Genomic DNA, 13,439 nt, shown 5'->3' with positions numbered 1-13,439 from the left:
ATCTCCTCCAGCTCGTTCTCGTGATGTAACGGAAATCCTTCGGCGCCTATCGCGACGTGGCGGCGGCCTTGGCCGGCTTCGCCTTCGGCAGTTCGAGGCCGCGATGCTCGAGCAGCGGCGCGATGTCCGGCTCGGTTCCGTAGAACGCGCGGAACAGCGTCAGCACATCGGCGCTGCGGCCACGGCTCAGCACCTTGGCGCGCAGGAAATCGCCATTGGCGCGGTCCAGCCCGCCGTGGCGCTTCATCCAGCTTTCGGTATCGCGGGCCAGCACGTCGCTCCAGATGTAGGCGTAGTAGCCGGCCGCGTAGCCGCCGGAAAACACGTGCGAGAAATACTGCGTGTGGTAGCGCGGATCGACCGTCGGCAGCGCCACGCCGGCCGATTTCAGCGCTGCCGCTTCGAACGCCAGCACGCCGTCGGCGTCCGGCGTCTTGCCGGCCTCGAGCTGGTGCCAGCGCTGATCGAGGATCGCGGACGCCAGATACTCGGTGGTCTTGAAGCCCTGATTGAAGCGCGCGGCAGCCAGCACCTTGTCGAGCAGCGCCTGCGGCAGCGGCTGGCCGGTCTGGTAGTGGCGAGCGAAGTTCGCCAGCACCGCCGGATCACGGCCCCACATCTCGTTGTACTGGCTCGGGTACTCGACGAAATCGCGCGGCACGGCAGTGCCGGACAGCGACGGATACTTCGCATTCGCGAACAGGCCATGCGCGGCATGGCCGAACTCGTGGAATATCGTCGTCACTTCGTCGAAGCTCAGCAGGGTCGGCTGGTCGCCGCTCGGCTTCGGCACGTTCAGATGATTGGCGACGACCGGCTTCAGGCCGGTCAGGCTCGACTGGACGACATAGGAATTCATCCACGCCCCGCCCTGCTTGGAATCGCGGGCGTAGTTGTCGGCGGTGAACAGGCCGAGCTGCGTGCCGTCACGGTCGAACACGTCGTAGACCCGGGTATCCGGGTGGTACAGCGGCAGGTCGGTGCGGCGCTTGAAGGTGATGCCGTACAGTTTTTCGGCAGCGAAGAAGACCCCCTTTTCGAGCACGTTGGTGATCTCGAAATACGGCCGCACGTCGTCATCGCTGAAGTCGTAGGTCGCGGCGCGAACCTGTTCGGCATAGAACGGCCAGTCCCACGGCGCCAGCTTGAATGGCTTGCGGCCGGCAGCCTTTTCCTGGGTGTCGATCAGCTTCTGGATTTCGGCCGCCTCGCGTGCGGCGTTGGCCGTGGCCGCCGGCGCCAGTTCGGCCAGCATGCGATTGACCGCCTCGACCGAGCCGGCGGTCTCGTCTTCCAGCACCCACGCGGCGTGATTCGGATAGCCGAGCAGTTTCGCGCGCTCGGCGCGCAGCTTGACGATCTCCGCCACCACCGGCCGGTTGTCGTTCGGACCGGACGTGCTGCGGGCGACCGAGGCGCGATAGAGCCGCTCGCGCAGCGCCCGGTTCTTGAGCTGCTGCAGGCCCGGCTGCAGGGTCGTGTTCTGCAAGGTGATCAGGTACTTGCCGTCGAGCCCGCGGGTCTTCGCGGCTTCCGCCGCAGCCGCGATCTGGGAGCCGGAGAAGCCGGCCAGCTCGGTCGCATCGTTGACCACGACCGCGCCGTCCTTGGTCGAGGCGCGCACGTTCTGCTGGAACTGGGTGGTCAGCTTCGACAGCTGCCCGTTGAGCTCGCGCAGCCGCGTCTTCTGTGCCTCGTCGAGCCCGGCGCCGGCGCGCGTGAACTGCGCCAGCGTGCGCGCCAGAAGCTGCGCCGATTCGCCATCGAGCACTTTCGCCGCCGGCGACTCGGCCACCGCCTTCACCCGCGCGAACAGCTTGGGATTCAGGAAGATGGCGTCTCGATGCGCGGCCAGCTTCGGCGCGATCGCCTGCTGGATCTTCTGCATCTCCGGGTTGGTGTTGGTCGCGTTCAGGTTCGAGAACACGGTCAGCGCACGTTCGAACAGATCGCCGGACTGCTCCAGCGCCAGCACCGTGTTGCCGAAGCTCGGCGCGTCCGGGTTCGCCGTGATCGCGTCGATCTCGACCAGCTGTTCGGCCATGCCGGCTTCGATCGCCGGCTGGAAATGCTCGTTGCGAATCTGGTCGAACGGTGGATATTGCAGCGGCAGCGTGCTCGGGCGGGCCAGCGGATTGGCAGGGTCCAGCGCTTCGGCATGGGCCAGCGGCACGCTGGCCGCGATCAGCAGACTGGTGACGACCGGCAGCAGACGACGGTTTTTCATGGGCGGCGGATGAGATTCGATAGGCGATGGCAATGCCGCGCGCCGGCATCGGCAGGCGGGGCGTCGCGACAGGGGTCAGCCCGCAGTATGACCGCAGGATTGATGCTTTTGCTGCGGCCCCGCCGCCGAATTCGCGGCCGTTCCGGCGGCAGCGTGTCGACTGTCAGGTCGCGCCGACGAACAGGTCGGGCTGTACCGGGCTGGCAACGCCGGACGCGGACTCGTCGAAGTTCGACAGGCCGACGCCGACCAGCCGGTAGCGCGTCGCCGGGTCGTCCGTCACCCGATCGCGCAGGCTCAGCGCGATCTCGGTCAGCTCCGCGACGCTGGCCGGCGGCCGGGCCGGCGTGTGGCTGCGGGTCAGGATGCGGAACTCGCGGGTCTTGAGCTTCAGCACCACGGTGCGGGCGATGCGCGGCGTCTTCATCGACGCCGCCCAGGTCTTTTCGGCGAGGCTGCGGATCATCGGTTCGGTATCGGCCAGCAGCACGTCGTCGCGGAACGTGTCTTCGGCGGAGACCGACATCACCGGCCGGTCGGGCACCACCGGATGATCGTCGATGCCGCGCGCCAGTTCGAACAGGCGCCGGCCATAGCGGCCGAAGCGTGCCTCGAGCGCCGGCAGTTCCAGCGCCCGCAGGTCGGCCACGGTGACCACACCGAGTTCCGCGAGCTTGCCGTTCATGACCTTGCCGACGCCGGGAATCTTCGCGACCGGCAGCGGCGCGAGGAAGGCATCGACCTGTTCCGGCCGGACCACGAACTGGCCGTCCGGCTTGCGCCAGTCGGACGCGATCTTGGCCAGGAACTTGTTCGGTGCGATGCCGGCCGACGCGGTCAGGTTCAGCTCGTTGCGGATCGCGTCGCGAATCGCGCTTGCCACGGCCGTCGCGCTCGGGCTGCCGCTGAGGTTCTCGGTGACGTCGAGATAGGCCTCGTCGAGCGACAGCGGCTCGATCAGCGCCGTGTGCCGGGCGAAGATCTCGCGCGTGGCCCGCGAGACCGCGCGGTAGCGGACGAAATCCGGAGGCACGAACACGGCGTCTGGACACAGGCGCTCGGCGCGCAGCGCCGGCATCGCCGAGCGGATGCCGAAGGTCCGTGCCTCGTACGAGGCGGCGCAGACGACGGAGCGCGCGCCCTTCCAGGCCACCACCACCGGCCGGCCGCGCAGGCTCGGATCATCGCGCTGCTCGACCGAAGCGTAGAACGCGTCCATGTCGACATGGACGATCTTGCGCAGCGCGGCCATCGCGCCCGGCCTTGCCTCGGCTCAGGCCTTGGCCGTGCCGCGGCGCTGGCTGGACCATTCGCGGTACGCGCTTGGCGTCATCCCGGCATGTCGACGGAACGCGCGCCGGAAGCTGCCTTCATCGCGATAGCCGGATTCCAGCGCGATCTGCTTGATCGCGTTCGGCGCCGTGTCGAGCAAGGTGCGCGCCGTCTCGAAGCGGATGCGCTCGATGAACGCGCGCGGCGCCTCGCCGGTCGCCCGGGTCAGGCGCCGATGCAGGGTGCGCTCGGAGGTCGACAGCTTCTTGGCCAGCTGGGCAGCGCTCAGCGAGGCCCCGCGCGCCGAGCGCACGGCCTGCTCGGCGGTGACCAGGAACGGATCGCTGGCCGCGAGGTGGGCCGGCGGCACGTAGACCGACTGCGACATCGGCGTGGTGTCGATCACCGCGAAATCGGCCGCCAGCCGGGCCGCATCCGGCCCGACCAGCGTGCGGATCACGTGCAGCGACAGGTCGGCCCACGACAGCGGGCCGCCGGCGGTGACGATGCGGCCATCCTCGATCATCGAGGCCCCCCAGGCGGCGTCGGCCCGCGGGAAGCGGCGCCGCATCTCGTCGTGCAGCCACCAGGTCGTGGTGCAGCGGCGGCCATCGAGCAGCCCGGCCACACCGATCACGAACGGCCCGCAGCAGGAGCCGCAGATCATCGCGCCACCGGCATGGCGATCGCGCAGCCAGCCGGCCACGCCGGCGAAAGCTTCGTCGTCCGGCGGCATGCGCGCTCGTTCGGGAAGAAGCCGGCGATCAGCACGGCGTCGGCGTGGTCGATGTCCTCGCAAGCCCTGTCCGGCTTGACCTTGCGGCCGTGGCCGTCACTGAACGGCTGGCCGTTCGGGGTCGCGACAATGATCTCGAACGACGGCAGCGACGCCGACATCGGGCTGCGCCGGAACGCCATGCCGGCGAGCACGAACAGGTCGACATAGCCGCTGATGCCGGACGGCAGCGCGTTTTCGAAGCCAAGAATGACGATGCGGAGCGATTTCATCGGATCACGAAGCGGGAGTCAGGAAAATGGTCCGCAGCGGCACGTTGTCACCGGCAAAGTGACAACCCATGCGTGCGAATGGCGGAATATTGCCCTGTCGTAGCTGTTCCGGCCACTGGTTTGACAAAGCCGATTGACAGCCCGGGCGCCGCCGCCTGTCGAGCGTCGTTGACGATCGCAGTCGGACATCCATCGCTCTGCCCGTCGCGACGGGAATGGGAGGCGCAGCGCGCCGTCAGCGTGGCAACGCCGGAAACGATTCGCCGCCCGGCGAGTGCATCGACGGGCGGCGAATGGCGGCGCGTGGCCGCAGACGGCGAAGGGGGCCGCAGACCGCGGCGATCAGTCGTCGCCGCGCTTGGCCACCTGATTGATCAGGAACTGCGTCAGCAGCGGCACCGGACGTCCGGTGGCGGTCTTGCCGTGCCAGGCGGTGCCGGCGATGTCGAGATGCGCCCACTTCATCTTCTTGGTGAACCGGTGCAGGAAGATCGCGCCGATGATCGCCCCGGCCTCGCCCGCGCCAACCGTCGCGATGTTCGCGATATCCGCGAATTCGCTCTTGATCTGGCCGTCGTACTCGTTCCACATCGGCAGTTCCCACGCCCGATCGCCGATGTGCTCGCCGGCCGCCAGCAGCTGCCGCGCCAGCCCGGACTGGTTCGAGAACAGCCCCGAGGCATGCGAGCCGAGCGCGACGACGCAGGCGCCGGTCAGGGTCGCCATGTCGATGCACAGGCGCGGCTCGTAGGTGCGCTCGGTGTAGGTCAGCGCGTCGCACAGGATCAGCCGGCCTTCGGCATCGGTGTTCAGCACCTCGATGGTGATGCCGGCCATGCTGGTGACGATGTCGCCCGGCTTGCTGGCCGCGCCATCCGGGAGGTTCTCGCTGGCGGCGATGACGCCGACGACATTGATCGGCAACTGCAGCTCGGCCATCGCGGTGAACGCGCCGATGACGCTGGCGCCGCCGCACATGTCGAACTTCATCTCGTCCATCTTCGCGGCCGGCTTGATCGAGATGCCGCCGGCGTCGAAGGTCAGGCCCTTGCCGACCAGAGCGATCGGCGCCTCGCCCGGCGTGCCGCGCAGGTATTCCATGACGATCAGCTTGGCCGGCTGGCGGCTGCCCTTCGACACCGACAGCAGCGCGCCCATGCCGAGCGTTTCCATGTCCGATTCTTCGAGAATCTTCGTGGTGAAACCGTACTTCTTGCCGAGATCGATCGCCGACTGGGCGAGGAACGTCGGCGTGCAGATGTTGCCCGGCAGGTTGGCCAGACGCTTGGTCAGCGCCACGCCCTTGGCGATCGCCTGCGCTTCCTGCAGGCCCTTCTCGCCGGCCGGCAGGTCGCTGCGGCGCGGCACGTCGAAGGTCAGCCGCTCCAGCTTCGGCGGCACGATTTCCTCGCGCGACTTCTCGCCCTTCATCTCGTCGAAGCGGTAGAACTCGGCTTCGGTCGCCAGGGCCGCCTGCAGCACGTTCCACTGGAAATCGCGGCCCTTGACCGGCAGATGCGACAGATAGCTGACGGCGTCGATGGCGCCGGTATTGCGCAGCGCGCGCGCGGCCGCGGCATTGACCTTGCGGAAAGCCGCTTCATCGAAATCGCGTTCCTTGCCCAGCCCCATCAGCAGCACGCGGTCGCAGAACACGCCCGGAACGTTGTGCAGGATCAGCGATCGGCCGAGCTTGCCGTCCATGTCGCCGCGCCGCATGATGCTACCGACCAGGCCGTCGCTGGCCTTGTCGATGGTTTCAGCCGCCTCGGTAGGATTTCTGCGGTCGAAAACACCGACGACGACGCAGGCAACACGCTGCTTTTCCGGGTTGCCGCTTTTTACGAAATATTCCATGTCGGTTTTAAGGTCTTTGATGATCGATTCTGGTGCAAGCCATGATTCACGGCTGGAAATTCGGGTGTGCGCCGGTAGCTTTTATCGGTTATCCCGTGCAGATGGCACTGGGTTCAAGCCCGACAAGTTCGATTTATACGCTGCTTTTGCCGAAACGCCTTGCTAGCACTGAATTCTAATGAATTCTTGAAAGCTTTCCAGCATTTTAGCCTGTGATCGAATGTGACTCAGTTCCTTGACAACTAGTCAGGCCCACCGCGGCCAGGGACGACGTCCTTCATCCAATGCCGGTGGCCAGTGCCGTCAACGTCGAATGCAAGCGCTCGCCAGAATCCTTCACACTGACGGCCTGCAACGCGCGGGGCTGCCGGATGGCCGAACCTGCCGGGCGATTAACCGGAATACCCACCTCACTCCCTGCCCGTGAATCGACAGATCCTGGATCGCTACCTGCTGCGCGAGGTGCTGGCGTCGTGGGCCGCGGTCACTTTCATCCTGCTTTCGATCATGATCGCGACCCGTTTCGCGAGCGTGCTCGGGGTTGCCGCCAAGGGCGAGCTGCCGCGCGAGCTGCTGCTGAACGTCGCGCTGCTGTCGAGCCTGCGCTATCTGGTGATCCTGATCCCGGTGTCGCTGCTGCTCGGCATCATGCTGTCGCTGGGACGGCTCTACAGCGACAACGAGATCGCCGCTATGACCGCCGGCGGCTCCGGCCTGGGCCGGCTGTATCGGCCGTTTCTCGGGCTGGCCGTGGCGCTGACCGCGCTGACCGCGGCGCTGAGCTTCTCGATCGGCCCGTGGGCCGGCAGGCAGGCCGATTTTCTGGTCAAGGACGCGAAGCGCCTGATCCAGTTCACGCCGTTCGAGGCCGGCCAGTTCAAGACCGTGTCCGGCGGTCGGGCGGTGTTCTACACCGACTCGATCAGCGCTGACGGCAGCCAGCTCGGCCGCGTGTTCGCGCAGATCGAGGAATCGACCGGCGCCAGTGTCGTCGTCTCCGACCACGGCACGCAGGTGATCGATCCGGCGACCGGCGAGCGCGTGATCACGCTCGATCAGGGCTATCGCTACTTCGGCACGCCGGGCACGTCGAACTACGATCAGGTGCAGTTCCGCAGCCTGAGCCTGCGGGTGTCCCCGCCGCCGTTCAGCTACGTCAACAACCAGCGCAAGCTGACACCGACATCGAATCTCTGGGGCAGCGCCGACCGTCAGGATCAGGCCGAGCTGCACTTCCGCATCGCCGCCCCGGTGTCGGTGCTGATCCTGGCGCTGCTGGCGGTGCCGCTGTCGCACCTGAAGCCGCGACAGGGCCGCTACAGCAAGATCGTGTTCGGGATCCTGGTCTATCTGGTCTACGCCAACCTGCTCGGCGTCGGTCAGGCCTGGATCGGCAAGGGCCAGATTCCGGCTGGCGTCGGCCTGTGGTGGGCGCATGCGCTGGTGCTCGCGGCGGCGCTGTGGATGATCCGCCGTCGCCAGCAGGGCGTGGCATGAACCGGCTCGATCGCTACATCATCGGCACGGTGCTGGCGCTGACCGGGCTGGTGGCGCTGGCGCTGGTGACGATCTACACGCTGGTCGTGTTCATCTCCGACATCGGCGAGACCGGCAAGGGTCAGTACGGCGTGCTGCAGGTGCTTGAGTACAGCCTGCTGATGGTGCCGTCGAGCCTGTACATCCTGATGCCGATCGTGGCGCTGCTCGGCGCGCTGCTCGGCATCGGCGCGCTGGCGCGCAGCAGCGAACTGACGGCGATGCGCGCGTCCGGCGTGTCGATGCTGCGGATCGGCGGCGCGACGCTGGTGGCTGGCGCGCTGCTCGGCGGCTTCGGCTACGTCCTCGGCGACTGGCTCGGGCCGAGCGGCGAACGGCTGGCCAACGCGCTGCGCGACGATGCCCGCGGCGTGCGCAATGCGCTGGACCGCTCGCTGTGGCTGCGCGATGCCGACAATGTGCTGCGCATCCGCCAGCTGATCGCCGAAGACCACGCGAAGGATGTCACCGTGTTCCGCACCGGGCCGGATGGGCGGCTGGTGCAGGTATCGACGGTCGAGGATGCCCGCTATGTCGGCGACCACTGGCTGATGACCGGCATCAAGCGCACCGAATTCCATGACGAAGGCACCAAGGTCGTCGCGCTGGACCAGATCGAGATCACCGGTTCGATCACGCCGAACGTGCTGAAGCTGTTCATCCTCGAAGGCGACGTGTTGTCGGTGCGCGGCCTGTACAACCTCGTGCGCTATCTCGACGACAACAAGCTCGACGCCACCAAGTACCGGATCTGGCTGTGGCGCAAGCTGGTCGAGCCGCTGACGATCATGGTGATGATGCTGTTCGCCGTGCCGTTCGTGATCGGCACGATGCGCGATGCCGGCGCCGGCCAGCGGCTGCTCGCCGGCGTCATGGTCGGCATCGTGTTCTACGTGCTGAACAAGGTCTCGGTCAGCGTCGGCGACCTGTACCAGTGGCCGGCACCGCTCGCGGCCGGTCTGCCCACCGCGACGCTGGCAATCATCGCGGTCTGGCGTCTGCGCGCCTCGCGCTGATCAATCTCCCCTTCGCCCGAGGCAACAATCGGGGTCAGATACACATTGTTTCGTCGCTGCCGAGACCGCGGACGAACCTGCTGCGGCAGTGCGCGTTTCGATGAACGACTGTACCGTTCGTCGTCCCGGTTTCGCGACTCGCTTGACGGATAATCACACGATCTTTATAAAGATCACACGACGCGACGCACATCCCCAAGCTTTCAATCGCGGCGCCGTACTGATTGGCCGGATTTCCCCCGAATCCGGCGTGTGTCTCCGATGATGTATTCCTTGCCGCCTGCTCAGGCGGCATTTTTTTTGACCGAAACGCTTTGATCGCGCGTTCGATCACAACCTGCCCTCGCCGGCCACGAGCCAACGCAGCCGGCCGCGAACGGCCACGGCGCTCTTGACCTGAGCAATCGGCGAAATCTATAACGCTGTCACGAAGCCAACCTATCCCCTGGGTAGCCTCGTGCAGAACGACCGGAACATCCCTCCGGCACCGACTCCAACCATCATTGCGCCGCTCGCCTGAAGCGGCGTTTTTTATTGGCGATGGCCGAAACAAGGCACCGTCGGCACGACGTGCCGGGCGCCACGATCACTTCCGGCGCTTGCCGCGGCGCCGTGATTCCGGTTCGGGCGCATCGCCAGGTTGATCGGAAACGCGCTCGCGATTGGCCACGCGAACCGGCTTTTCCGCCGGAAACGGATTCATCGGCAGATGCACCACTTCGCTGCCGGCGATCCAGTCATGCGGCAGTCGTCGACGGCCGTCGAGCCGGGCCGCGATCAATGACAGCACCACGACGATGCCGGCGACGGTCGCCGCAGCGCCGGCATGCGGCAGGCGCTCGGACAACGATGCCGACCGGCCGATCAGGCGCGCGGCAATCGGGGTCAGCACCAGGCCCCAGAAGATCAGCATCGCGGTGTAGCGCACGGCGGCAATCGGCAGGCGCAACGAACCGCCCAGCTCACGCCGCACCTGCAGCCGCCACGCCCGCATGCCCAGCGTCTGCCCGCCACGCGTCCAGAACCAGGCAAAGAAGCCGAGGCCGACGACGAACAGCAGCGCCCGCGACAGCGGCCCGCCCGGCGGCTGTGCCAGCAGACGGTTCAGAGGCAGGCTCAGCAGCAGCGTCACCATCCACAGGCCCAGCAGCAGCAGGCCGTCGTAGATCGATGCCGCGAAACGACGCCAGATCGGCGCGGGAACAATGAGCTGCGACAGGGAATCGGACATGCGGACTCGTGGAGATTCAGGAAAAGGGCGTCGATCCGCGCGATGGCAATAGCCGCGACGGCGAAAGAGCGACTAGGATGTTGGCATTCGCCGCCCGGACCACCGGGACGTGCGCCGCGCCGTCGGGACCGATTCCGGCCACCTCACACCCGTCGCGGCATTGTATTCGTTCAAGCTCTGGAGACTCTCGTCATGCGCCACGCCACTCGTACCCTGCTGTTCGCCTCGGCCCTGCTGGGCGCCGCGCTGTCGACGCCTGCCTCGGCGCTGGACTGCGCCACCAGCCCGCTGAACCACGACGAGAAGCGTCTGCTCGGCGGCACCGAGAACCTGTGCAAGACCTATGGCGGCAAGGTCATCCTCGTGGTCAACACCGCCAGCCACTGTGGCTACACGCCGCAGTTCGAAGGCATCGAGAAGCTGTACAAGACCTACAAGGATCAGGGTCTGGTCGTGCTCGGCTTCCCGAGCGATCAGTTCAACCAGGAAAAGCCGGACGACGAAAGCATCGCCAAGTTCTGCACCGCGAACTACGGCGTGACCTTCCCGATGTTCAGCAAGACCCGGGTTGATGGGGCCGATGCCAATCCGTTCTACAAGGACCTGAAGGCGGCCACCAAGAAGGCGCCGGAATGGAACTTCAACAAGTATTTGATCGGCCGCGACGGCAAGATCCTCGCGCACTACCCGAGCAGCGTGACGCCGACCAGCGACAAGCTGGTCGATGCGATCAAGACCGAACTGGCGAAGCCGGGCTCGGCCGCGGCGGCAACGCCGTCGGCGACCGCCTCTCGCTGAAGCACGCCGAGTGCCGACGCGCGGGCAGCCGCGCGTCGGCACCTGACAATCCTGAAACACTCCGCAAGCGTTGCATTTGGCAACAAAGATTCGGGTATATCGTTATTACAATTCCTCGATAGGACCTGCTATCGATTGTTGCGCCAGTGGGGCGTCCCTAGAATTCGCGTCCAGTCAAAGGGGTAGCCCCAAGAAGGATGAATACCGTGTATGACGCGACGCCAGCACCTGTCACCGCCGCTCCTGATGCTCCGGTGACTGCCCCGCTCGGTACAGGCCCGTCCGAAGCCGACGTCGAGGCTTTGAATGCCCGCTACTTGCCGCTGAACTTCGAGGCGCGTCTCAAGCAGCTTTACGAGGATTTCGCACCTTCGCAGGTATTGGTGACCTCGTCGTTCGCGGCAACCTCCGCGTACTTCCTGCACATCGTCTCGACGATCAAGCCGGACCAGACCATCCACTTCATCGACACCGGCTACCACTTCCCGGAAACGGTGCAGTACCGCCAGTACCTGATCGACCTGTTCAAGCTGACGGTCGAGGACGTGCGCGCCGAGGACTGGAAGCACCAGTTCACGATCGACGACAAGACCTACGAGAAGGACCCGGATTTCTGCTGCTCGATCAACAAGGTCGAGCCGCTTGAGGCGATCAAGCCGAACTACAAGGTGTGGATGTCAAGCCTGATGCACTGGCAGACCGACCACCGCGCCGGCCTGCCGGTGTTCGAGCTGCGCCGCGGCGTGCTGAAGTTCAATCCGATGATCGACGTCACCCGCGCCGAGCGCGATGCCTACATCGCCGAGCACCAGCTGCCGTTCCACCCGATGGTGGCGCGCGGCTATTCGTCGATCGGCTGCACCCACTGCACGGTCGCCGGTGAAGGCCGCAGCGGGCGCTGGCTGGGCAAGCCGAAGACCGAATGCGGCCTGCATCTCTGAGCTCTCCCGACGGCCGCCGGCGACACGCACGATGAGCCATCTGCTGATGATCAGTGTGCTGCCGGTACCGGCCGACGATGCCGATGTCTGGGGCGATTTCGACGCCCGCTCCGAAGCATTCGAGCAGCATGGCCAGCCGCCGCATCCGCTGCTGCTGAAGCTCGTCGACCAGCTGACCACGCGCCATCCGTGCATCAGCACGCTGCGCGAAGACCAGCTCGAGAACAGCATCTGGGCCGACGGCCCGCTGCTCGACAACCTGATGCACGACGTGGCGATCCTGACCGTGGTGCCGGCCAAGGTCGCGACCGCCGTGCCGTTCATCCGCGACACTGCGTTGGCGCTCGGGCTCGCCGTCTACGACCCGCAGTCGGAGCAGGTCTGGCGTCCCTGAACCCGCGTGTTGCGGTCGTGCCGCGCGAGGTGCTGCTCGACGCAGCGGTCCGCGCCATCCCTGTCGACATGGCACCGATGTTGCGCTGACACCGGCCCGGCCATCCGTGGCCGGGCGTTCGGAGAATGCGAGCCGTGCTCGCATTCTCCTCACCCCCTTGGATGATGGGTGGCGTGCAGCGCCTTCAGCCGCGCCTTGGCGACGTGGGTGTAGATCTGCGTCGTCGACAGGTCGGAGTGCCCGAGCAGCGTCTGCACCACGCGCAGGTCGGCACCGTTTTCCAGCAGGTGGGTCGCGAACGCATGGCGCAAGGTGTGCGGCGACAGCGGCGCGGAAATGCCGGCCTGCAACGCATAGCGCTTGATCAGCATCCAGAAGTTCTGCCGCGTCATCGGGCCGCCCTGCGCCGTCGGAAAGACCCAGTCGGCGGAATCGGCCGTCGCCAGCATCGGACGGCCGTGGCGCAGCCAGTCACGCACCGCATCCAGCGCAAGTTCGCCGGTGGGCACCAGACGTTCCTTGTTGCCCTTGCCGATCAGACGCACCACACCGTGTTCGAGGTTGATCTCGTCGCGCCGCAGCCGGATCAGCTCGCTGACGCGCAGGCCGGACGCATACAGCAGCTCCAGCATGGCCCGATCGCGCAGGCCCAGCGTCTGCCCGGCATCCGGTGCCGCCAGCAGCTTGTCGACATCGCCGCCGCCGAGTGTCTTCGGCAGGCGCCGGCCGAGGCGCGGCATCTCCAGATGGCTGCTCGGATCGTCGCTGCGGATGCGGTCGCGCAGCAGCCAGCCGTAATAGCGCCGGCAGACGGTGATGAAGCGCGCCTGCGAAGTCGCGCCGAAGCGCTTGCCGGGCTCGATGTCGCCGCTGCGGACCTGCGCCTGCTGGTAGCGATGCGCGAGGTAGGCCTTCAGATCGCCGCTGCCGGCGCTGTCGAGTGCCGCGCCGGCAGTCCGCAGCCAGCGCGCCAGCAGGCTCAGATCGGAGCGGTACGAGGCAAGCGTGTTCTTCGACAGCCCCTGCTCCAGCCACAACTGATCACAGAAGCGCTCGATGCCGGCCGCGTCGTCGCGATGCAGCGCCGTCTTCAGGGATGCAGGCGGCGGAGACAGGGGCGACGTGACCATCCCCCTATAATAGGCGGCTCGCGACCGAA

12 protein-coding genes are annotated in these 13,439 nt (G+C 66.5%); 5 read left to right on the top strand and 7 right to left on the bottom strand.

The genetic code is table 11. The features are described from left to right. Positions 1-46: 46 nt before the first annotated feature. The 5 genes from QZ951_RS00280 to QZ951_RS00260 form a co-directional block, all read right to left on the bottom strand. The gene (locus QZ951_RS00280; RefSeq protein ID WP_292997326.1) at positions 47-2,227 is read right to left on the bottom strand and encodes a M3 family metallopeptidase; all 2,181 of its coding nucleotides are present in this window, start codon (positions 2,225-2,227) and stop codon (positions 47-49) included. 163 nt (positions 2,228-2,390) lie between these two features. Beyond that, entirely contained in the window at positions 2,391-3,470 is a 1,080-nt protein-coding gene (gene dinB, locus QZ951_RS00275; RefSeq protein WP_366943756.1) for a DNA polymerase IV, read from the bottom strand. A 30-nt stretch (positions 3,471-3,500) separates the two neighbouring features. After that, positions 3,501-4,235: a helix-turn-helix domain-containing protein gene (locus tag QZ951_RS00270; RefSeq protein ID WP_292997322.1), complete on the bottom strand. Its 735-nt coding sequence runs from the start codon at positions 4,233-4,235 to the stop codon at positions 3,501-3,503. Further along, on the bottom strand, positions 4,163-4,507 hold the full coding sequence (locus tag QZ951_RS00265; RefSeq protein ID WP_292997320.1) for a hypothetical protein: 345 nt from the start codon (positions 4,505-4,507) through the stop codon (positions 4,163-4,165). The genes QZ951_RS00270 and QZ951_RS00265 overlap by 73 nt, the downstream gene beginning before the upstream one ends. Positions 4,508-4,849: 342 nt before the next feature. Then, complete coding sequence (locus QZ951_RS00260) at positions 4,850-6,364, bottom strand: leucyl aminopeptidase (protein WP_292997318.1); 1,515 nt, start codon at positions 6,362-6,364, stop codon at positions 4,850-4,852. A 423-nt stretch (positions 6,365-6,787) separates the two neighbouring features. Between QZ951_RS00260 and lptF the strand changes: the two genes are divergently transcribed. Beyond that, a complete protein-coding gene (gene lptF, locus QZ951_RS00255; RefSeq protein ID WP_292997316.1) occupies positions 6,788-7,861 on the top strand; it encodes an LPS export ABC transporter permease LptF in 1,074 nt (357 codons plus the stop codon). Beyond that, entirely contained in the window at positions 7,858-8,916 is a 1,059-nt protein-coding gene (gene lptG, locus QZ951_RS00250) for an LPS export ABC transporter permease LptG (RefSeq protein WP_292997314.1), read from the top strand. Before lptF ends, lptG begins: the two co-directional genes overlap by 4 nt. Before the next feature lie 586 nt (positions 8,917-9,502). On the opposite strand, the gene QZ951_RS00245 is transcribed toward lptG, so the two are convergent. Then, on the bottom strand, positions 9,503-10,147 hold the full coding sequence (locus QZ951_RS00245; RefSeq protein ID WP_292997312.1) for an RDD family protein: 645 nt from the start codon (positions 10,145-10,147) through the stop codon (positions 9,503-9,505). A 192-nt stretch (positions 10,148-10,339) separates the two neighbouring features. Between QZ951_RS00245 and QZ951_RS00240 the strand changes: the two genes are divergently transcribed. The 3 genes from QZ951_RS00240 to QZ951_RS00230 all read left to right on the top strand — a co-directional run bounded on the left by QZ951_RS00240 (position 10,340) and on the right by QZ951_RS00230 (position 12,280). Next, positions 10,340-10,945 (top strand): glutathione peroxidase, encoded by a 606-nt coding sequence (locus tag QZ951_RS00240; protein ID WP_292997310.1) that lies wholly within the window; start codon positions 10,340-10,342, stop codon positions 10,943-10,945. Positions 10,946-11,199: 254 nt separating this feature from the next. Next, positions 11,200-11,886, top strand: a complete 687-nt coding sequence (locus QZ951_RS00235) for a phosphoadenylyl-sulfate reductase (RefSeq protein ID WP_292997308.1) — start codon at positions 11,200-11,202, stop codon at positions 11,884-11,886. A 31-nt stretch (positions 11,887-11,917) separates the two neighbouring features. Further along, positions 11,918-12,280, top strand: coding sequence for a hypothetical protein (locus QZ951_RS00230; protein WP_292997306.1), 363 nt, complete (start codon positions 11,918-11,920; stop codon positions 12,278-12,280). 149 nt (positions 12,281-12,429) lie between these two features. On the opposite strand, the gene xerD is transcribed toward QZ951_RS00230, so the two are convergent. Then, complete coding sequence (xerD, locus tag QZ951_RS00225) at positions 12,430-13,410, bottom strand: site-specific tyrosine recombinase XerD (protein WP_292997304.1); 981 nt, start codon at positions 13,408-13,410, stop codon at positions 12,430-12,432. Positions 13,411-13,439 lie beyond the last annotated feature (29 nt).

The sequence above is a fragment of the Nevskia sp. genome, assembly GCF_021732705.1.
Taxonomy (GTDB): Bacteria; Pseudomonadota; Gammaproteobacteria; order Nevskiales; family Nevskiaceae; genus Nevskia.
Note: the sequence above shows the minus strand (reverse complement) of the source record. Positions and strands in the feature narration are given on the sequence as shown.

Bases quoted from the DNA above. Each gene is read 5' to 3' on its own strand.
- QZ951_RS00280 (WP_292997326.1), bottom strand. From the start codon at position 2,227: ATGAAAAACCGTCGTCTGCTGCCGGTCGTCACCAGTCTGCTGATCGCG.
- QZ951_RS00270 (WP_292997322.1), bottom strand. From the start codon at position 4,235: ATGCCGCCGGACGACGAAGCTTTCGCCGGCGTGGCCGGCTGGCTGCGC.
- QZ951_RS00265 (WP_292997320.1), bottom strand. From the start codon at position 4,507: ATGAAATCGCTCCGCATCGTCATTCTTGGCTTCGAAAACGCGCTGCCG.
- QZ951_RS00260 (WP_292997318.1), bottom strand. From the start codon at position 6,364: ATGGAATATTTCGTAAAAAGCGGCAACCCGGAAAAGCAGCGTGTTGCC.
- lptG (WP_292997314.1), top strand. From the start codon at position 7,858: ATGAACCGGCTCGATCGCTACATCATCGGCACGGTGCTGGCGCTGACC.
- QZ951_RS00245 (WP_292997312.1), bottom strand. From the start codon at position 10,147: ATGTCCGATTCCCTGTCGCAGCTCATTGTTCCCGCGCCGATCTGGCGT.
- QZ951_RS00240 (WP_292997310.1), top strand. From the start codon at position 10,340: ATGCGCCACGCCACTCGTACCCTGCTGTTCGCCTCGGCCCTGCTGGGC.
- QZ951_RS00230 (WP_292997306.1), top strand. From the start codon at position 11,918: ATGAGCCATCTGCTGATGATCAGTGTGCTGCCGGTACCGGCCGACGAT.
- xerD (WP_292997304.1), bottom strand. From the start codon at position 13,410: ATGGTCACGTCGCCCCTGTCTCCGCCGCCTGCATCCCTGAAGACGGCG.